The sequence below is a fragment of the Sphingomonas jeddahensis genome, assembly GCF_001981525.1.
Classification (GTDB): Bacteria; Pseudomonadota; Alphaproteobacteria; order Sphingomonadales; family Sphingomonadaceae; genus Sphingomonas; species Sphingomonas jeddahensis.
In genome coordinates this window covers 44,143-64,017 of record NZ_MPSB01000004.1, presented here as the reverse complement: position 1 = coordinate 64,017, position 19,875 = coordinate 44,143, and the positions used below count along the sequence as shown (strand labels likewise).

The window sequence follows — 19,875 nt, the reverse complement described above, 5'->3', positions numbered from 1 at the left end:
TCTTTTCGGCGGCAATCTGGGCTGTAGGAGGGCAGGACGCAAGATGAACCACGCCGAACACATCCTCAGTTACGCCCAGACGCTGCGCGGCGGGGGTGTGGAGCGCGCGCTGCTGCGGCTCGCCGGCGACTGGGTGACGGCGGGGCGGCGGGTGACGCTGGTGATCGGCGTGCCGGATGGGCCGCTCGCAAGCGAACTGCCGGCCGGTGTGGAAGTCGTGACGCTTGGCTCGCCCGATTATCGCGCGCTTCTGGCCCTGCCGCGCCACGTCGCAAGGCTCGCGCCGGATGTGATCTTCTGTCCCGGCAATCATTATACCGGGGTCGCAGCCTGGATGCGCTGGCGGCTCGGGCGCGCCTGCCCGCCAATCGTCGGCAAGATCTCCAACGCGCTCGATCGCCCGGATCACGGCCGTTTGATCGGTGCCGCGCATGCCGCCTGGCTGCGCACGCATCCGCGCTTCCTCGACCGGGTCGTCGCAATGACGCCGGCGAGCGCGACCGCCACGGCACGGGCGATGCGCTTGCCCCTCGCTGACGTCACGGTGATTCCCAACCCACCCGCACGGCCGATCCCCGACGCGCCCACGCTGCCCTTGCCACCGCGCTACATCCTCGGTGTGGGAAGGCTGGCGGCCCAAAAGCGCTGGGATCGGCTGGTCGCCGCCATGCCGCGGCTTCGTCAACGCGTGCCGTTGGTGATCCTGGGGGAAGGGGAGGCGCGCGGATCCCTGGAGCAGCAAGCGCGGACGCTGGGCGTGGAAGTGTTGATGCCGGGCCACGCCGCCGATCCGCTCGGCGCCATGACGCGTGCGGCGGTGCTGGGGCTCACCTCCGACTTCGAAGGCGTTCCCGGTGTGCTGCGGGAGGCGTTGTCGGTGGGCACGCCGGTGATCTCGACCGATTCGTCGCCGGCGGTGGCGGAGATCGTCACTGACCCCGCTTTGGGCACGATCGTGCCACGCGAAGACCCCGCGGCGCTGGTCGCTGCGCTGGACCATTGGCTGGCCGATGCACCGCGCCCTGCGCCGGTCCCGCCGCCGGGCGTAGATGCTGCGGCGCGCTACCTTGCGCTGTTCGATTCGCTCATGCCGGCCTGACACGATCCGGCGCGGCGGCCTGCACCGCCGGCAGCGCAAGGCTGGCCGCTTCCGCTGCGCGCAACTTGGGATAGGCGTCCAGCGCCACGTCGAAGCGCCGCGCGTTGAAGAGCTGCGGCACCAAGCAAAGGTCCGCGATGTCCGGCGACTCGCCGCCGAGGAACGGCCCTTCGCCCGCCATCGCCTCGAGCGCCCACAGCCCCTCGACGATCCAGTGGCGGTACCAATCGTCGCGCGCCACCTGATCCGCGCCGAACTGCAATTCGAGGCGCTTCAACACGCGCAGATTGTCGATCGGGTGGATGTCCGCCGCGATCACCAGCGCGCGGGCGAGTTGCCCTGAACGCGTGAACGGATCCTTGGACACCATCGGCGGATCGGGAAAGGTCGCGTCGAGAAAGTCGATAATCGCCAGGCTCTGCACCAGCGGGCGGCCGTCCACCACCAGCGTCGGCACCAATCCTTGCGGATTGATCGCGCGGTTTTCCGCGCTTGCCTGCTCGCCGCCGAGCAGATTCACCGGAGCGCTCTCGTACGCAACGCCCTTCAGGTTCAGGCAGATGCGCACGCGATACGCTGCGGACGAACGCCAGTAATCGTGCAGAACGATCTTCATGCCCTTGCCTCCTCTTCGGCGCGATCCTCTTCCACCGTCTCGCTGCGGCGTTCCATCGCCGCCTTGACCATGGCGGTGAACGGATCGGCGAGCGCCAGGCCCAGGATGCCAAACAGCGCACTCGCCAGGATCTGCGCGCCTAGGGTCAGCGCCGGCGGGAGATCGACGGTGCGCTTGGCGACCATGGGGATCACGACATATCCGTCGAACGTCTGCACCGCGACATAGGTGATGATCGCGTACAGCCCGGTGTCCGCTCCGGCGGAAAAGCCCACCGCGACCATCAGCACGCCCGAGATGAACGCGCCGATATTGGGGATGAAGGCAAGGATGCCGGTGATGATCCCCAGGATCAGCGCCATCGGCACGCCGAGCATCCACAACACCGCAGCGGTCAGCACGCCCTCGAACGCCATGCCGAGCAGGCGGCCGGCGAGCAGGCGACGCAATGTGTGGCCCATCCGCTCGGTGACGATCGCGAACTCCTCCCGGCTGTCTTCCGGGATCATCCATTGCAGCCCGCGCTCATAGACGCGGGGGTCCATCGCCACGAACAGCCCGATCACCACGATCATGAACATGGTGGTGACGGCGCCCACCGCCGTGCCGACCCACGAAGTCAGCCGGCCAACGGAGTTCAGCGCCTGTTGCGCCATGCCGCGAATGTCGGACACACCGGGCATCAAGCCTTGCTGGGTCAGCCAGGCGGACAGCCGAAGCGCCTGCGTTTCCAGCGTCACCCGAAGCTGAGTCACTTGCTCCGCCACCTGCACGCCGAGTAGGTAAAACGTGCCGAGCAGAAAGACGATCGTCAGCAGGCAGACGATCAGCAGCCGCCAGCCGCGCCCGATCGGCAGCACCCGGTCGAGCAGCCGCACCCCTCCATCGAGCATCGACGCAAAGACCAGGCCGGCGAAGATGATCAGGATCGGCTGGACGAGCAGCACGACCAGCGCGATCGCCGAGGCCATGCCGAGCCACACGGCGGCGCGCTTGATTTCGCGGCGAGTGGCAGGATCTCGGACCTCGTGTGGGCTTGCGCCCTCGACGACCTTCACCTGCCCGTCGCTCACCGCACCTCTTCCGGGTGCAGCGAAATGCCCGCGCGGCCGCTACGCAGTGAACCGAACCAGGTGAGCGGGTTCACCCTTGCCGACCCGTCGACCGAGAAGGTGATGAACTCGGCGCGCCCGCCGATATTCTCCCACGGGACCGGCCCGCCCAGCCCCTTCTCGCTGCCGCCCAGCGCGAAGCGGCTATCGGCGGAACGATCGCGATTGTCGCCCATCAGGAACAGGTGATTGGCCGGAATGCGGATCGGGCCGTAATAATCGCCCGCACTCGCGCCCAGCTCGACGGTGTCGTAGCGGCGCCCGTTAGGCAGCGTCTCCGTCACGATCGGCAGGCGGCAGACGGTGGCGCCGTCCGCGCGCGTGATCCGCGCATCGGGATATTGCCACGGATCGCAGGTTGCATTGGGATCGACGGGCATGTCCTTGTAATGGATCGGCCCGCGCGCCACCGGCTTGCCGTTCAGGATCACCGTGCCGCCGCGCACCTCCAGCGTGTCACCGGGCAGGCCGATCACGCGCTTGATATAATCGCTGGTCTGCCCCGGCGGCGTGACGATCACCACGTCGCCGCGCTCGGGCACCGATCCCCAGATGCGCCCCTTCCACGCCGGCAGCTGGTACGACCAACTCTCGACCGGCCGGCGCAGCACCGCTCCTTCGAAGATCGCCGCCGGATTGGGGATCGTTGGCGACACGAACGACCAGCCATAAGCGAATTTCGACACCACCAGCCGATCGCCCACCTCCAGTCCCGGCAGCATCGATTCACTGGGAATATAGAATGGTTTGGCCAGAAAGCTGTGAAAGCCGAGCACCGCCAGGATCAGCCAGAACAACCCCTTCGCCTCGCCCCACCAATCGAAACCGGTGCGCGTCCGCGTCGCTTTGCTCTCGGCCGGCGGTTCGCCCGACATCGGCAGCTGGTCGGCCAGATCATTCACGTGCGGTTGGTTCACTTGTCGGGGACGGCCTCGATGATCACGAAGGCCTGCGCCCAGGGATGATCGTCGGTCAGGGTCAGATGAATGGCGGCGCGGTGGCCGGGCGGGATCATGGCGTCAAGCCGCGCCTTGGCGCCGCCGGTCAGCGCCAGCGTCGGTGCACCCGACGGTGCGTTGACGACGCCGATGTCCTTCATGAACACGCCACGGCTGAAGCCCGTGCCCACCGCCTTGGAGAACGCCTCCTTGGCGGCGAAGCGCTTGGCATAGGTGCCCGCCACGGTGAACGGCCGCTTCTGGGCCTTGGCACGCTCCACATCGGTGAACACGCGATTCTCGAACCGCTCGCCGAATCGCTGGAGCGAGTTCGCGATCCGCTCGATGTTGCACAGGTCGGAGCCCAGGCCGACGATCACAATATCCGCCCCGGAATGGGGAGGGGGACCGCGCCCAAAGGCCGGGGTGGAGGGGCGCTTCCCCGCAACGCTCGGCTTGTGAAGATGCCCCTCACCGCGCCACGTCCATGGCATCGCGCATCTGCCGGATGCTTTCGCCCAGCCCGACGAAGATTGCTTCGCCGATCAGGAAATGCCCGATGTTGAGCTCAACCACCTGGGGAATCGCCGCGATCGGCGCGACATTGTCATAGGTCAGTCCATGGCCGGCATGGACCTCGATCCCGTTCTTCGCCGCCAGCGCCGCGGCATCGGCCAGCCGCCGCAGCTCCTCAGCTCGCGCCGCCCCGTCGAGTTCGCAATACAGCCCGGTATGCAGTTCCACCACCGGCGCGCCGAGCCGCAGCGCCGCGTCGATCTGCCGCGCATCCGGCTCGATAAACAGCGACACGCGTGACCCCGCCGCGTTGAGCGCCGCCACCATCGGCGCCAACCGGTTGTGCAACCCGGCGGCGTCAATCCCGCCCTCGGTAGTACGCTCCTCGCGCTTCTCGGGCACGATACATACCGCATGCGGACGATGCCGAAGCGCGATCTCCAGCATCTCCTCGGTTGCCGCCATCTCCAGGTTGAGCGGGATGGTCAATGTCTCGACCAGCCGCTCGATATCGCCATCAGTTATGTGCCGCCGGTCCTCGCGCAGATGCGCCGTAATCCCGTCCGCCCCCGCCTCCGCGGCAAGCTGTGCCGCGCGCACCGGATCGGGATAGGCGCCGCCACGCGCGTTGCGCACGGTGGCGACATGGTCGATGTTGACGCCGAGGCGGAGCGGAAGCGTCACGCCGCCGCCCGGCTGCCCGGCTTGATCGCCGGGATCGCGGCCAGTTCGGGCGGCAGCGCATCTGCCTCATAAGTCGGCACGTCGAGCCGGATCAGCGGAAAGAAGGGCACGCCGATATCCGCTGCCCCGTTTGACCGGTCGACCAGCGCCGCGCCGGCGATCACGCGCCCGCCGGCTGCCTCGATCGCCTTGATCGCCTCGCGCGACGACAATCCGGTGGTGACGACGTCCTCCATCATCAGCACCTCCTGCCCTTGCTCGAGCCGGAAGCCACGCCGCAGCTCGAACGCGCCGGTCGGCCGCTCGACGAACATCGCCTCGACGCCCAGCGCGCGCGCCATCTCGTGCCCAGCGATCACCCCGCCCATCGCCGGCGAGACCACCGCGGAGATGCGATTGCGCAGTTCGGCAGGGATACGCTCGGCGAGCGCTTCGGCGAGCCGCGCGCCGCGCCGCGGGTCCATCAGCACACGCGCGCACTGGAGGTAACGCGAGGAGCGCAGGCCGGAGGACAGGATGAAATGACCTTCCAGAAGCGCATCCGCAGCCCGAAACTCCGCCAGAACCTCGTCGTCCGTCACGCATCGCCCTTTCGTATCGCCGCACGAGATACGGATGCCGGCCCACGCGCGCAACGGAGCGGCGGGCAAAGGGCCTTAAATAAAGCGACATGCGTGCTTGAGGCGCGCGAAACCCCTCCGTATAGGCTGCAATGTCCAAGGGGTCCGCGCAGGGGGTTGCACGGATTCACGCACGGAGAGGCAAGGTTACCGTACGGATGAGAAGCGCATTCAAGGGATGGATGCTGGCCGCTGGGCTCGCGCTGGCCGGGCTTTCGCCCGCCGTCGCCCAGCCGGCAGCACCGGGGGAGGCCGCAGCAACGGCAGGCAATGCCGCAAGCGCACCCGCCGAAGCGACAATCGGCAATTCTGCCGCAGTGGCGGAGCAGGCACCTGATGCCGCACCAGCCGCGCCGGCAATCGCCGCCGACGGCGCACCGACGGTGGCGGGCAATCCGCTGGTCGGCCGCCCGACCGATCGCTTGATGTCGATCCAGCCGCAGGTGACCGAAAATGGTCAGCGCGCCATGGATTTCCACAACAACATCCTGCTGCCGCTGATCGTGGCGATCTGCGTGCTGGTGTTGGTGTTGCTGGTGTGGGTGGCGATTCGCTACCGGCAGGCGCGCAACCCGATCCCGTCGAAGACCAGCCACAATACCGCTATCGAAGTGGTGTGGACGCTCGCGCCCGTGCTGATCCTGGTCGCGATTGCGGTGCCCTCGATCGGGCTGTTGTCCGCACAGTTCAAGCCGGCGCCCTCGGGCGCGGTGACGCTGAAGGCGATCGGCAACCAATGGTATTGGAGCTACCAATATCCGGATCATGGCGGGATTGAGATCACCGCCAACATGCTGAAGGAGCAGAACGAGGTCGAGCCGGGCCAGCGCTTCCGCACCGATGCCGATGGTCCGCGTCTCCTTGCCACCGATAACCGAATCGTTCTGCCGGTCGGCGTGCCGATCCGCCTCATCACCACCGCCAACGACGTGATCCACAGCTGGGCAATGCCCGCCTTCTGGATCAAGCTGGACGCGGTGCCGGGCCGCCTCAACGAGACGAGCTTCACCATCGAGAAGCCCGGCGTCTATTTTGGCCAATGTTCGGAACTGTGCGGCGCGCGCCACGCGTACATGCCGATCGCGGTTGAGGCCGTGCCGCCGGCGCAATTCGCGGCCTGGGTCCGCAGCAAGGGCGGGTCGATGCCGGCTGCCGGTCAGGCATCCTCGGCCGAGATCCCGCAGCCCGGTGCCGACAATTCCGCCGGTGCGCTGGAGGATGCCGGCACCGCCGATAATATGACCGGCCCGACGCAGAACGTCACGGCCGAGCCCGCCACTTCGCCGCAGGGCGCCACCGGTAATCCGGGCGGCACCGGCGACACGGGACGCTAAAGATCATGACCGATACCGCACTTCACCCGTCCGCCTTCCAGGCGCATGACGACCACGCGCATCACCATGATGCGGATCACAAGCCGGCGTTCTTCCAGCGCTGGTTCATGTCGACGAACCACAAGGACATCGGCACGCTGTATTTGATCTTCGCGATTTGCGCGGGGATCATCGGCGGGGCGATCTCGGGCCTGATGCGCGTTGAATTGCGCGATCCGGGCATCCAGTATCTGCCGACCTGGCTGGCGATGCTGCACGGGCAGGGCACGTTCGACGAGGCGCTGCACCTGTGGAACGTGCTGATCACCGCGCACGGTCTGATCATGGTGTTCTTCATGGTCATGCCGGCGATGATCGGCGGCTTCGGCAACTGGTTCGTGCCGCTGATGATCGGCGCGCCGGACATGGCCTTCCCACGTATGAACAACATCAGCTTCTGGCTGCTGGTCCCATCGTTCATGCTGCTCCTCGCCTCGCCGTTCTTCGGCGCGGGGGCGGGCACTGGCTGGACGGTCTATGCACCGCTCTCCACTTATGGCGAGCCAGGACCTTCGGTCGACATGGCGATCCTGTCGCTCCACTTGTCGGGTGCGTCGTCGATCCTGGGTGCGATCAACTTCATCACCACCATCTTCAACATGCGCGCGCCGGGCATGACGCTGCACAAGATGCCGCTGTTCGCCTGGTCGGTGCTGGTCACCGCTTTCCTGCTTCTGTTGGCGCTGCCGGTGCTCGCCGCGGCGATCACCATGCTGCTGACCGATCGTAACTTCGGCACCACCTTCTTCGATCCGGCCGGCGGCGGCGATCCGTTGCTCTACCAGCATCTGTTCTGGTTCTTCGGTCACCCCGAAGTGTACATCATGATCCTGCCGGGCTTCGGCATCATCAGCCACATCATCGCGACGTTCAGCCGCAAGCCGGTGTTCGGCTATCTCGGCATGGCCTATGCAATGGTGGCGATCGGCGTCGTCGGCTTCGTCGTGTGGGCGCACCACATGTTCGCGGTCGGCCTGTCGGTGAACGTCAAGATGTACTTCACGGCGGCAACGATGGTGATCGCGGTGCCGACCGGCATCAAGATCTTCTCCTGGATCGCAACGATGTGGGGGGGCTCGCTCACCTTCAAGACGCCGATGGTCTGGGCGATCGGCTTCATCTTCATGTTCACCGTGGGCGGCGTGACGGGCGTGGTGCTCGCCAACGGCGGCGTCGATGATTACATGCACGACACCTATTATGTGGTGGCGCACTTCCACTATGTGCTGTCGCTGGGTGCCGTGTTCGCGCTGTTCGCCGGCTTCTATTACTGGTTCCCGAAAATGTCGGGCAGGATGTACAACGAGCTTCTGGGCCAATTGCACTTCTGGGTGTTCTTCATCGGCGTGAACATCCTGTTCTTCCCGATGCACTTCCTTGGACTTCAGGGCATGCCGCGGCGCTACCCGGATTATCCGGATGCCTACGCGCATTGGAATGGCGTCGCGACGCTCGGCTACGAGATCATGGCGGCCGGCATGTTGATCTTCTTCGTTAACGTGATCTGGTCGCTGATGGCGGGTAAGAAGGCCCCCGACAATCCCTGGGGTGAAGGTGCGACGACGCTGGAGTGGACCCTGTCCTCGCCGCCGCCGTTCCACCAGTTCGAGACGCTGCCGGTGATCGGGGACGACAAGCACCATTGATCGCCCGGTTCCGGTGACAGAAGCGCCCCGCGAGGAAACTCGCGGGGCGTTTTCGTTTGTGGGGGATGGGACTAAGAGATCATCGTCGCTAGTGCTGGAACGTATCCGTCAGCACCGCAGTCATGCCGGGCCTTGTCCCGGCATCCACCGGGCCGCACACCTCAAGCTCTGGCGTTCGCGGAACAGTGGACCCCGGCACAGGGCCTTGGTGACGCAGCGTTCGTGAGACCGGCGCGATCGACGAAAGGCCCCGGCCCGCGGCAGATCAAGTGTCCGTAAGACGGCTAGCGACCCGAACGAAGCTCGCACTCAAGCCGGTTCAGTCCGCCAGCCGGCCAGCCTCCCCGACCTACAACCGGATGAACACGCTCACTGACGCCACATGCGTCATGTTCACCCGCCGCCCCGCCGCGTCACGCGTCTGGTTCAAATATCCCGCCTCGATGGTCGACGCCCCTGGCAGCGGGATCTCCAGCCCCACGAACGTGCGCAGCTGGTCGAACCCCTCGACCCCGCCCCACCGCGCCGATTTCAACCCGACGAATCCTTCCACCGAGCTCACTGCCGCGACTCGCCGGGTGCCCGGTGCCAGCGGATATTCGGCCCGCATCATCTGCCGCGCCCGCAGCGACACGCCCGGGCCATCCGATCGCCAGCGCTGCTCGAACCGCGTCCGCGATTGCACCTCCAGCTTGCCGATCGTGCCGACGTTCCACGTCACTTGCTGGAATAGCCGATCCTCGTGCAAGTCCGCGCCGCCTTCGATCGGATCGATCACCCGAGCATAGCCCTGATAGACGGTGAGATCCTTCGACACCGCATAGCCCACCGCGGGCCGCAACAGCAGCTGCGTCATTCGCGACACGCCTTCGGTGATCCGCGGCTGCACCTCGGCGAAAAAGACGATGGGCCCGTCGACCTTTCCCATCACCGTGCCGTTGATCCACACGCCCTCATCGTGAGAGGTTTGCGCAACCGCGGGGCTGGCGGCGAGCGCCGCGGCGAGGCTGGAGAGGAGAAAGCGACCTGACATGATCGTCATCTAGCCGCGCCGTCATCAGCTCGTCATGCTTTGCACCACCATAGCAACAAAATGTCAGGGAGAGATGCGATGCCCGATTTCCGGATGATCGACACCGGGCCGGTGCGGATCCGTACGGCCGTGGAAGGAACGGGCCCGCTCGTGCTGATGGTCCATGGGTTTCCCGAAAGCTGGTATTCGTGGCGACATCAGCTCGGGCCAGTCGCTGCAGCCGGCTTCACCGCCGCCGCGATCGACGTGCGGGGCTATGGCGGATCGGACAAGCCGGCGCGCGTCGAGGATTATGCCATGGAGCAGCTCGTCGCGGATATCACGGGGGTGGCTGAGGCGCTCCAGCCGGAGACACCGGCGATCCTCGTCGGTCATGACTGGGGGGCGCCGCAGGTGTGGAACTCGGCGCTCACGCGGCCCGAGCGGTTCAAGGCGGTAGCGGCGCTGTCGGTGCCCTATGCCGGCGTGCCGAACCGCCCGTTCACCGAGGTGTTCCGCCAGGCCTTCACCAACAAGGGCCGCTTCTTCTACCAGGAGTGGTTCCAGAAGGTTGGCCCAGCGGAGGCCGAGGCCGAAGGCGACGTTCGCGACTTCCTGCGCAAATTCTATTATGCCATCTCGGGCGATGCGCCCGACGGCACCTGGCCGAACAAGCCCGCCGGCGCGACATTGCTGGACCAGATGGTCGATCCCGATCCATTTCCCGCCTGGCTGACGTCTGAAGACCTCGATTATTACGTCGCCGAGTTCGAAGCGTCAGGGTTCTTCGGCCCGATCAGCCGCTATCGCAATCACGAGCGCGACTTTGAATGGCTGCAATTGTTCAAGGATCGGCGCATCGAACAACCCGCGCTGTTCATCGGCGGCACCAAGGATCCGGCCACGACGCTGTTCGGCGCGGTATCAGACCCAATCGCGTTGATGCGCCCGCATGTCCCGAACGTCGAAGGCCACCTTCTCGACGGCTGCGGTCATTGGACGCAGCAGGAGCGGCCGGGAGAGGTCAATCGGCTGTTGGTGGATTGGCTGCAACGGCTGGGGTGAACCCACCGTTCGCAGCGCCGGCCTGACCACCCTGCTACTGTCGATTCGCACGGACGCGGGATCACTTCGCGCTTGCTCACGAGCGCGATCGATCGCACTCACCGGTTGCGACAAGTGGGGGCGTTGTCGTGCGGGGTGACAGGTGATCCGGACGATTGATCGCGGCACGGCATTGCGGCTCGGCCGAACGCTGTCGGCGCACGCCTATGGCCAGGTCGTGACCGTCGCGGTTCAGGTCGCACTCGTCCCCCTCCTGCTCCACGCCTGGGGCACGCAAGTGTACGGTGCGTGGCTGGTGCTGTCCGCCATTCCTTTCTACCTGACGTTCAGCGATCTGGGTTTCACCTTTGTCGCCAAGAACGCGATGGTGATTGCGGTCGCCGCCGGTCGCCGCGATGAGGCCGTGCGAGTCTTCCACAGCGTCTTCGCCGTGCTGAGCGCCGCCTTGCCCCTGCTTCTGGCCGCCAGCGCCGTTCTGATCCTGGCGCTGGATCTGCCGGTCATACCCCAGGCATCCACGCGCGCGGCGCTGCTGCTGATGGCGCTCAATGTCCTGCTGAACCAATTCTTTCTGCTCGTCTGCGCCGGCATCCGATCGGAGAACCGCCCCGCCAGCGAAGCTGGCTGGGCGGCAACGGCGCGACTTGGCGAGGGTGTCGCAATCGCGCTGGCGGCGCTCGCGGGCGGCGGCATGGTCGCGGCGGCGGCGGCGATGGTGGCCGCGCGGCTCCTGTTCCTCGTTGCCAGCTATCGCTGGTTGCGCGCGCGATCGGCATGGCTGCGGCTCGGCTGGACACAGGCGAGCCGCGCAACGCTTGCGGGGCTATGGCGCCCCGCGCTGGCCTATACCGCGCTGCCGGCGGGCCAGGCCTTGCTGGTCCAGGGCCCGGTGCTGGTCATCGGCGCGCTGCTCGGCCCGGCGGCGACGGTCGCGTTCGCCACCTCGCGCACGGTGGCGCGGCTCGGCGCGGCGGCGGTGAACATGATCAACAACAGCGTCGTCAGCGAATTCTCCGCGCTCGCCGGTGCGGGCGATCGGCGGGCGGCGGAGCGGTTGTTCCGGATGCAAGCCGGAGTCACGCTCGCGGCGACGCTCGCCTATGTGCTCGCGGTGCTGGCGGTCGCGCCGATTGTTCTTCCGCTCCTGACGCACGGTGCGGTGCAGGTCGCACAGCCCTTCTTCCTCCTGTTAGTGGCCGGCGTAACCGCGGAGATGCTGTGGTCCGCGCTGTTCACCCCCGTCGCCGCGGTAAACCGCCACCGCGGCGTAACGCTTGCCTTCGCTGCTCTCGCGATAGTTGCGCTCGCGGGGTGCTACCCGCTCTCCCAGCGCTTCGGCCTCAGCGGCGTCGCGCTGGCGCTGCTCGGCGCGCATGTCGCGATGATCCCCTTGTGCTTTCGGGCATGGCGCCGTCGTGATGGCTGAAGGAAGCGCGCGCGTCCTGTTCGTCGGCCTGTCGGCGTCGGGGCATGGGGGCATTCAGGGCTTCAATCGCCGCGTCACCGCCGCGCTTGCCGAACTCGGGGGGGCATTCACGGTTGCGATGCTCGCGGACGACGGGCACCGCGGCTTCACGCGGCGAATGCTGACTGCGCTCCGCTCGGCGGACGTACTGCTGATCGGCCACATCAACCTCCTCCCGCTGGCGCTTCTCCACCGATTGCTTCGCCCGCGCGGCCGTCGCATCCTGTTCGCACACGGGATCGAAGTGTGGGGTGATCCGACCTATCGATCGGTTCGCCGCTGGGAGCCGTCACTCCTGCGCCGCACCATCGATCGCGTCGCCATCGTTAGCCGCTTTTCCCAGGCACGCATGGCAACTGCCTTCGGCCTCGACGACGACCGCTTCTCGCTCTTCCCCAACGCTGTCGATCTTCCACCCCAACCGCCGCCACCCAGCGGCCGCACCATCCTCGCTGTGGCGCGGCTCGGCGCCGGTGAACGCGAAAAGCACCTCGACAAGCTGATCCGCGCGCTGCCGCTGGTGCCCGCCGCCCGGCTCGTGGTCATCGGAGACGGGCCCCTGCGCGACGAACTGCGCGCCCTTGCCGCGACGCTTAGGATCGCGGACCGCGTTGCGCTCCCCGGCGCGGTGGACGCAGGGACGCTGGCGCGCGCCTATGCCGACGCCGCCGTGTTCGCGCTTCCCTCCTCGAAGGAAGGCTTCGGGATCGTCTATCTCGAGGCCTGGGCGCGCGGCCTTCCCGTGATCGGCTCTCGCCACGGTGGGGCTGGCGAGGTGATCGCCGATGGCGTGGACGGCTTCACCGTCGACCCCACCGACATACAAGCGCTCGCCGCCCGATTGCGGGAGCTGCTCGACGACCCAGAGCTAGCCGCGCGCATGGGCGCCACCGGCCGCGCCAAGGTGGAGCGCCAATATTCCAACGCCGCCTTCGTCGCCAATCTACGCGCGCTGCTCGCCGCGCCCTCGCCGTCGGAGCAGTAACAGCACGCCTCCGGTGAGCAGGATGAACGGGAAGCTGCGGCAGAAGAACGACAACGTCGTGCTGACCTCACGCTCCGCCAGAAAGGCGGTGGTCGCCAGCAGAAACACCGCCCAGGCATTCCCCGCCAGCCGCCCCCCGACCAGATCGAGCGCGACAAAGGTCATCGCCACCACCAGCGCCGGCAACAGCAGCACGCCAATAAGCCCGAACGCCGCCAAACTGCTCGCCACCAGCCCCACCACCGGCCGCGCGATCGATCCTTTGGCGCGAAAGCCATAATGCCAGGCGATCCGATCCGGCGCCGTGACCAGCGTCTTGCGGATCAGGAATCCGGGCAGCAACGTCTCCGCCGGATCGCGCCACAGGTCCGCCCCTCCCATGGTGCCGCGCGTATCGAGCGCCCGCGCGACCTGATCGATCGGCAGGATCATGGTGAACCGCTCGACGTTCCAGGTCAGCGGATAGACATAGCTGCCACGCCACGCACGCTGATACCCCGTCGCCACGCGCTCACCCGTGCGGGCGAGGCGGGCGGGGTCGAAGCCATGCGCATAGAGCACCTGCCACGTCGCGCCGATCCGCGCCGGGCCGCGCACATCCGCCTGCGTCCGCACGATCTGGATCGCCGGCACCAGCAGCACCAATGCCAGCGCCGCGCCGACCGCGCCCGGCACGATCCACACCCAGCGCCCCCGCCCGCCCAGCGCGACAAAGGCCAGCGCCACCACAAACATGAAATCGAACAAGGTGCGCTTGGTATTATCCGCCAGCGACAGCGCCAGGATAACGAGCCCCATCATCGCCAGCACCACCCCATGCCGCCAGCGCCCGCGATACGCCCGCGCCACCAACGCCGCCTGCATCGCCGCACCGAGCGGCAGCAGCGGATAGAAAGCGCCAAATCCGCCGAACCCGGCCTCAAACCCGCCGTTCACCGCATTGCCGCGAAACTGCGTCTGCAAGAACAGGAACAGCGCCCCGAGCGCGAACACAGGAAGCGCGAATCGCTGAAGGTTCGCGCCATCGTCGGTTACCGTACGCAACTGCTCGGCAAAGCGCAGCGGCCAGCGCACTTTCTGGCTCAAGCCATAGCCGATCGTGATCGAGGCGAAGCCGGCGAGCAGATACCCCGCCGACAGGTCGGGCACGTGCAGGTTCGATTGCACCGGCTGCCCCGCCGCGGTCTTTATCAGCAGGCTGCCGCTGCCGAAATACACCGTCATGATGGCGTAGAGCCCGTCCGACACGCGCCACGCATCACTGGCCAAGGGTAACGCCACGGTCAGCGCGATCAGCACCAGAACGGCGAGCAGCCACGGGCTCGCGCCCAGTTGGATCTGCGCGGCCGCCAGACCAGCGATCGCAAGCAGATACAGCCAGCCCAACGCCCGCATCGACGATCCGTCCCCCGCTTCCCCGCAACCGTGTTCCCGCCGCAACCGTATCGCCGCGGCGCCGGCCGGTCGATGCTGCGCATTGCATCTGCGTTAACCAAGACCTAGCGTCCGCGCCGGGGACATCGGGGGGTGCCGTCGCACAATGACATTGCTGCTTGACGGCCATGCCGCGCGCGCGTGGCAAGGAGGGCCAAGCTTCACGCGCCGCAATCGTCTGTATCGATTGGCCTGGAGCATCACCTGGCTGCTGCTCGCGCGCTGGACGCCGCCGCCGCTGCGCGGTTGGCGCCGCTTATTGCTCCGCCTGTTCGGCGCGCAGGTTGCCCCCACGGCGAATGTCTATGCCAGCGCCCGCATCTGGTCGCCGGCAAATCTGTCGATCGCCGATCATGCCGCAATCGGCCCCGGCGCGATCGTCTATTCCATGGCCCCAACAACGATCGGCGCTTACGCCGTGATCTCGCAGCGTGCGCATCTGTGCGCCGGCACGCACGACATCGAGGATCCCGGATTCCAGCTCGTCGCTCGCCCGATCGCGATCGGCGCGCGCGCTTGGATTGCGGCGGAGGCGTTCGTCGGGCCGGGCGTGACGGTGGGGGAGGGGGCGGTGCTCGGCGCGCGCGGCTGTGCGATGCGCGATCTCGCACCCTGGACGGTGTACCGCGGCAATCCGGCAACGCCGCTGCGCCATCGGAACATCCGCTTCGAGCCCGCGGCATGATCGACCTCACCGTCGTCATCCTCACCCATAATGAGGCGCACCACATCCGCCGCGCCATTGGCAGCGTCAGCGGGGTCGCGCGCCACGTGCTGGTGGTCGACAGCTTCTCCAGCGACGATACCGTGGCGCTCGCCCGCGCCGCCGGCGCTTGCGTGCTCCAGCATCCGTTCACCAGCCATGCCGCGCAACTGCAATGGGCGCTCGATCATGGTGCGATCGACACCGGCTGGACGATGCGGCTCGATGCCGACGAACTGATCGAACCCGATCTCGCCGCTGCGATCGTGCGAGACCTCCCCGCGCTCGCCCCCGACATCACCGGCGTCACGCTCGATCGCAAGCACATCTTCATGGGTCGCTGGATCCGCTACGGCGGCCGTTATCCTCTCCGCCTGCTACGCATCTGGCGCACCGGCATGGCGCGTGTGGAGCCGCGCTGGATGGATGAGCATGTCGTTGTGGATCACGGCCGCACGGTCACCCTCGCCGGTGGCTTCGCGGACGCCAATCTCGGCGATCTCACCTTCTTCACCGCCAAGCACAATGGCTATGCCAGCCGCGAGGCGGTGGAGGTGCTCGCCGCCCGCCACCACCTGTTCGCCGCCGCCACCCCACCGCTCACGGCTCAGGCGCGGCGCAAGCGCTGGCTCAAGACGCGGATCTATGATCGGTTGCCGCTATGGGCGGGGCCCGCGGGCTATTTCCTGTTCCGCTACATCGTCCAGCTCGGCTTCCTCGATGGCCGGCCGGGCCTGATCTACCATCTGTTGCAAGGCTTCTGGTATCGCTTCCTTGTCGCCGCCAAGGTGGCGGAATGGGAGCCGGCGCTCGCCGCCTGCGCCTCACACAAGGAACGGCTGGCGCGCCTCGCCGCGCTCAGCGGATTGCCGCTGGCGACACGCGCATGACGCGGGTTCTGCGCATCATCACCAGCGCCGATCCGCGCACCGGCGGCCCGATCGAGGGGGCGCGCCGGGTTGGTGAGATCTGGGCAGGGCAGGGGCACCGACAGGACATGCTGACGCTCGATCCTCCTAACGAGCCACATCTCGCCGATTACCCCGGTCGTATCTTCGCGCTTGGGCCGCCGCGTGGGCGAGCGCTCCGCCAGCGGTATCGCTACAGCGCAGCGATGATCCCGTGGCTGCGGGCGCACGCGGCCGATTACGACGCGGTGATCGTCTCGGGCCTGTGGCGCTACGCCGCGCGCGGGGCAGGGCAGGCGCTGATCGGCGGGCGGACGCCTTACCTCGTCTTTCCCCACGGCATGCTCGATCCCTGGTTCCGTCGCACCGCGCCGTTCAAGCACCTCGTCAAGCAGGCAAGCTGGTGGTTGGCGGAAGGACCGCTGCTCGCCGGCGCCCGCGCGGTGCTGTTCACCAGCGAGGAGGAGCAACGCCGTGCCGAGGGTGCGTTCTGGCCATATCGCCTGCGCGGCACGGTGGTAAATTATGGCGCGGCGGACATTGGCGGCGACGCGGCACTGCAAGTGGCGGCGTTCCGCACGCTGCTGCCAGAGCTCGGCGAGCGCCCCTTTCTGCTGTTCCTCGGCCGTCTCCACCCCAAAAAGGGCTGCAACCTCCTGCTCGCCGCCTTCGGTACAATTGCGGCGCGTCACCCCGGGATCGATCTGGTGATCGCGGGGCCTGACCAGATCGGTATGGCGGCAACGCTGCGGGCCGCCGCTGCGCGGCTCGGAGTCGGATCGCGTGTCCACCTTCCCGGCATGTTGAGCGGTGCGCCCAAGGCCGGTGCGTTGCGCGCGGCCCAGGCCTTCGTGCTTCCCTCGCACCAGGAGAATTTCGGCATTGCCGTGGTCGAGGCGCTGGCCGCCGGCACGCCCGTGCTGGTCAGCGATCAGGTGGGGATCTGGCGCGAGCTGCTTGCCGATCGCGCCGGGCTGGTCGCGCCCGATACATGCGCCGGCACCACCGAACTGCTCAGCCGCTTTCTTGCGCTTCCCTCGGCTGAGCAGGCCGCCATGGGCCGCCGCGCCCGCGCCTCCTTCACCACGCGCTTCGACATTGAACGCGCCGCCGACAGCCTGCGCACCGTGATCGAGCAGGCGATCGGCTGAACCTCCTGTCCTACACGCCCACCGGCCATGTAGAACGAACCATGAACAACATGGAGGAATTGATGGTGGCTGATGTTGAGGTACCGGCGGGCTTCGTGCCGCAATATGCGATTGCCTTCGGGGCGGTCGATGGCCCCGCCACGGCAGTCCATGCGGGCAACCCGCTGCCTGTGCGCGCCGCCCGCCAACCGGCAGCAGCGCCGCCGCTCGCCGGATCTCTAACGGCGAGCGGCATGGCCGGGCCGTTCGTGCCCGAACTCGATCGCCCGATCTGGGTCACGCTCTCGGGCGACTGGAGCGGCACGGTGGAGCTGCTGCGCTCCACCGATGGCGGCGCGACGGCCGTCCCGCTCACCGCGGGGGGCGCACCTTGGGCACGCTTCACCGCCAACGCCAATGAAGCCGTGGCGGACGAGAGCGAGGCTGGCGCGACTTATCATCTTTCCGCGACGCTGCTCGGCGGCACGCTCACCTATCGGGTGGCACAATGAGCGCGCGCGACATGGTGGCGCGCGGCATCGCCACGCAAGCACGGGCAGCGGCCAATGCGGCAAACCGCCACGCCCGACTGCTGCGCGCGGCGGATGCTGCGTGGGGGCGCAATCCGGTGGTGCTGCCACCCTGGCTGGCGCCGCCTGCTTATTCCGCAGACACCAGCTATGCGCCCGGGCAAGTGGTCGCCAACAACGGCAGCTGGTACATGTGCGGCATCGCCGGCACCTCGCCCGCCAGCGGCAGCGGCCCGACAACCACCGCCAGTGGCCAATATGTGCCGGACGGCGCCAGCGCGCTCTACTGGACCTGTCTCGGCGGCGCGCGCGCGGCCGATCCCGGCGATGGCGCCCCGCTCGTCTCGGTGGCGACGACCAACCCGGCGCTGGGCGCGAACTGGGTTCCGGCCAGTTTCCCCGGCGCCTATAGCGTGCGCGGCGCGCATCCATCGCCGCTGCGCACCAGCTTCTGGTCACTCACCGGCTTCGAGGCGAAGCCGGGCGTTCCGATGTGTGCCGGCGCCTCGGTCGCCTTCGCCTGTGATGCCGACAAGCTGGTGCTGTTCCTCCCCGCCAATTCGGGGCAGGTCCGGATCATCGTCGATGGCCGCTATCTCACGCCCGGAAGCCATGTGGTGGCGGGGCAAGACGAATGGCTGGTGATCGACTGGACCGAAAGCTCCGGCCGCCGCCAGCGCTACTATGAACTCGAAACCGGCAAGAGCGCCTCGCTGTTCGGTTGCGCGCAGACCAGCACGGCGGCGACGGTGAGCGCCGCCGGTGCCGGCGAGCCGCGCATGGTGGTGATCGGCGACAGCTACAATGCCGGATCGAGCTACGGTCCGTGGCTCGCCGGCGGATCGATCGCGCAATTGCTGGCGAAGCGGCTCGGCTGGCGTGATGCGTGGAACCTGTCGGTCGGCGGCACCGGCTATTGCAACGCCAGTGCCTCAACTTTCTCAACATTCGGCCAGCGCGTGCCCCAGGCGCTGGCCCTGGAACCCGACGTGATCATGCTGATGGGCTCAAGCAACGACGTCGGCTATTCGCCCGCGGCGGTGCAGGCAGCGGCGCTGGCAACGCTGCAGGCGATCCGCGCCGGCACGGCTGCGCCGATCGTGGTGGTCGGCGTCCCCTCGATCAACCTGCCGGGTGCGGCGCCCACCGAAGCCGCGATCGCCGCAGCGGTGGCGCAAGCGGGCGACCCGCTCGCCTTCTTTGTTCCGATCTGCGGCGCCAAGGCGCCATGGGTGCTCGGCGGCTGGAACAATGGAGCCGGCGCACCGCCCGGCACGATCAACGCAGGACTCTACATCGCCGCGGACGACATCCACCCGCCTGAAATTGGCTTCGACTATTACGCCAGCCGCATCGAACAGGCGATCCGCGCCACCGTCCTGCCGGCGCTTGCCGGCGGGTAGCAACAAAACGGGAGCGCCGGTCTCGGCGCTCCTGCCCTGATCAGCGCAGCCGCTTGGCACGCACCGTGACGGTCTTCTCGAAGTCGGCGAAATAGCTGCCGAACGACGCGCGCTTCAGCGTCACCTTGTGACCTGGCTTCACGTTGTAGAACACTGGATAATCATCGGTCTGCGCCCAGACGGCGCCATCCTCCAGCGTGAAGACGATCCGTCCGCCTTCGCCCTGGCTGGTCGACTTGATGACCGCGGTGACTTCCTTGACCTCCGCGTCGCTCTCGTCCGCGTCGCCGAACAACTTCACCGCGGGCAAAGCGATGCCGAACAAGGTGCGTCGTGTCCTGCGGATGTCTTCCTGGTCGATGACGGCCACCTTGCGCTCGCGCACTGCCGTGTCGAACGCCGCGATCTCGCGGTCATAACAGGCGAGCCGCTCCGCATCGGTGGTGATCGCGCGGCAGGCGGACAATTTCGCCACGGCGGCGTTGCGCGGCGCTTCCTGCCGATCCTTGGCGGCGACCGGCATCGCCAGCAACATAGCGACCATGCCAGCCGCACTGACGAAATTTTGCGTCCCCCTAAAAGGTCCCTGTTGCATATATGCTACATTCCCCCGTGAACGTCCCAGTCACATGGCGT

At 67.3% G+C, this 19,875-nt stretch carries 20 protein-coding genes; 11 read left to right on the top strand and 9 right to left on the bottom strand.

Features of this window, described 5'->3' with window-relative positions; genetic code table 11:
* Positions 1–43 precede the first annotated feature (43 nt).
* Positions 44–1,099, top strand: coding sequence for a glycosyltransferase (locus SPHI_RS06110; protein ID WP_076744019.1), 1,056 nt, complete (start codon positions 44–46; stop codon positions 1,097–1,099).
* Here the strand turns inward: SPHI_RS06110 and maiA are convergent.
* From maiA to pyrE, 6 genes are all read right to left on the bottom strand, one after another.
* Positions 1,086–1,715, bottom strand: a complete 630-nt coding sequence (maiA, locus tag SPHI_RS06105; protein ID WP_076744018.1) for a maleylacetoacetate isomerase — start codon at positions 1,713–1,715, stop codon at positions 1,086–1,088. The two genes, SPHI_RS06110 and maiA, sit on opposite strands and share 14 nt — an antisense overlap.
* Positions 1,712–2,788: an AI-2E family transporter gene (locus SPHI_RS06100; RefSeq protein WP_076744017.1), complete on the bottom strand. Its 1,077-nt coding sequence runs from the start codon at positions 2,786–2,788 to the stop codon at positions 1,712–1,714. Before SPHI_RS06100 ends, maiA begins: the two co-directional genes overlap by 4 nt.
* Complete coding sequence (lepB, locus tag SPHI_RS06095; protein WP_096348734.1) at positions 2,785–3,702, bottom strand: signal peptidase I; 918 nt, start codon at positions 3,700–3,702, stop codon at positions 2,785–2,787. Before lepB ends, SPHI_RS06100 begins: the two co-directional genes overlap by 4 nt.
* A 38-nt stretch (positions 3,703–3,740) precedes the next feature.
* A complete protein-coding gene (gene acpS / locus SPHI_RS06090; protein ID WP_076744016.1) occupies positions 3,741–4,145 on the bottom strand; it encodes a holo-ACP synthase in 405 nt (134 codons plus the stop codon).
* A 91-nt stretch (positions 4,146–4,236) separates the two neighbouring features.
* Complete coding sequence (locus tag SPHI_RS06085) at positions 4,237–4,965, bottom strand: pyridoxine 5'-phosphate synthase (RefSeq protein ID WP_076744015.1); 729 nt, start codon at positions 4,963–4,965, stop codon at positions 4,237–4,239.
* Entirely contained in the window at positions 4,962–5,546 is a 585-nt protein-coding gene (gene pyrE / locus SPHI_RS06080; RefSeq protein WP_076744014.1) for an orotate phosphoribosyltransferase, read from the bottom strand. Before pyrE ends, SPHI_RS06085 begins: the two co-directional genes overlap by 4 nt.
* A gap of 197 nt (positions 5,547–5,743) precedes the next feature.
* Here pyrE and coxB point away from each other — a divergent pair, with 197 nt between their 5' ends.
* Positions 5,744–6,919 carry a cytochrome c oxidase subunit II gene (coxB, locus tag SPHI_RS06075; RefSeq protein ID WP_076744013.1) on the top strand — a complete coding sequence of 392 codons (1,176 nt, stop codon included), beginning with the start codon at positions 5,744–5,746 and terminating at the stop codon, positions 6,917–6,919.
* Positions 6,920–6,924: 5 nt separating this feature from the next.
* A complete protein-coding gene (ctaD, locus tag SPHI_RS06070) occupies positions 6,925–8,604 on the top strand; it encodes a cytochrome c oxidase subunit I (RefSeq protein WP_076744012.1) in 1,680 nt (559 codons plus the stop codon).
* 349 nt (positions 8,605–8,953) lie between these two features.
* On the opposite strand, the gene SPHI_RS06065 is transcribed toward ctaD, so the two are convergent.
* A complete protein-coding gene (locus SPHI_RS06065) occupies positions 8,954–9,646 on the bottom strand; it encodes a DUF2490 domain-containing protein (protein ID WP_076744011.1) in 693 nt (230 codons plus the stop codon).
* Positions 9,647–9,715: 69 nt separating this feature from the next.
* Here SPHI_RS06065 and SPHI_RS06060 point away from each other — a divergent pair, with 69 nt between their 5' ends.
* From SPHI_RS06060 to SPHI_RS06050, 3 genes are all read left to right on the top strand, one after another.
* Positions 9,716–10,681, top strand: a complete 966-nt coding sequence (locus SPHI_RS06060; RefSeq protein WP_076744010.1) for an alpha/beta fold hydrolase — start codon at positions 9,716–9,718, stop codon at positions 10,679–10,681.
* 142 nt (positions 10,682–10,823) lie between these two features.
* Positions 10,824–12,107 (top strand): lipopolysaccharide biosynthesis protein, encoded by a 1,284-nt coding sequence (locus SPHI_RS06055; protein WP_076744009.1) that lies wholly within the window; start codon positions 10,824–10,826, stop codon positions 12,105–12,107.
* Positions 12,100–13,131, top strand: coding sequence for a glycosyltransferase family 4 protein (locus SPHI_RS06050; RefSeq protein WP_076744008.1), 1,032 nt, complete (start codon positions 12,100–12,102; stop codon positions 13,129–13,131). Before SPHI_RS06055 ends, SPHI_RS06050 begins: the two co-directional genes overlap by 8 nt.
* Here the strand turns inward: SPHI_RS06050 and SPHI_RS06045 are convergent.
* On the bottom strand, positions 13,090–14,526 hold the full coding sequence (locus tag SPHI_RS06045) for a hypothetical protein (protein ID WP_076744007.1): 1,437 nt from the start codon (positions 14,524–14,526) through the stop codon (positions 13,090–13,092). The two genes, SPHI_RS06050 and SPHI_RS06045, sit on opposite strands and share 42 nt — an antisense overlap.
* Before the next feature lie 145 nt (positions 14,527–14,671).
* Between SPHI_RS06045 and SPHI_RS06040 the strand changes: the two genes are divergently transcribed.
* The 5 genes from SPHI_RS06040 to SPHI_RS06020 all read left to right on the top strand — a co-directional run bounded on the left by SPHI_RS06040 (position 14,672) and on the right by SPHI_RS06020 (position 19,239).
* The gene (locus SPHI_RS06040; RefSeq protein WP_076744006.1) at positions 14,672–15,250 is read left to right on the top strand and encodes an LbetaH domain-containing protein; all 579 of its coding nucleotides are present in this window, start codon (positions 14,672–14,674) and stop codon (positions 15,248–15,250) included.
* Positions 15,247–16,158 (top strand): glycosyltransferase family 2 protein, encoded by a 912-nt coding sequence (locus tag SPHI_RS06035; RefSeq protein ID WP_076744005.1) that lies wholly within the window; start codon positions 15,247–15,249, stop codon positions 16,156–16,158. The genes SPHI_RS06040 and SPHI_RS06035 overlap by 4 nt, the downstream gene beginning before the upstream one ends.
* The gene (locus SPHI_RS06030) at positions 16,155–17,327 is read left to right on the top strand and encodes a glycosyltransferase (protein ID WP_076744004.1); all 1,173 of its coding nucleotides are present in this window, start codon (positions 16,155–16,157) and stop codon (positions 17,325–17,327) included. The genes SPHI_RS06035 and SPHI_RS06030 overlap by 4 nt, the downstream gene beginning before the upstream one ends.
* A 62-nt stretch (positions 17,328–17,389) precedes the next feature.
* Complete coding sequence (locus SPHI_RS06025; protein WP_158049629.1) at positions 17,390–17,818, top strand: hypothetical protein; 429 nt, start codon at positions 17,390–17,392, stop codon at positions 17,816–17,818.
* A complete protein-coding gene (locus SPHI_RS06020; protein WP_076744002.1) occupies positions 17,815–19,239 on the top strand; it encodes an SGNH/GDSL hydrolase family protein in 1,425 nt (474 codons plus the stop codon). The genes SPHI_RS06025 and SPHI_RS06020 overlap by 4 nt, the downstream gene beginning before the upstream one ends.
* Before the next feature lie 40 nt (positions 19,240–19,279).
* Here SPHI_RS06020 and SPHI_RS06015 read toward each other — a convergent pair whose 3' ends face one another.
* On the bottom strand, positions 19,280–19,783 hold the full coding sequence (locus SPHI_RS06015) for a hypothetical protein (protein WP_144036161.1): 504 nt from the start codon (positions 19,781–19,783) through the stop codon (positions 19,280–19,282).
* Positions 19,784–19,875 lie beyond the last annotated feature (92 nt).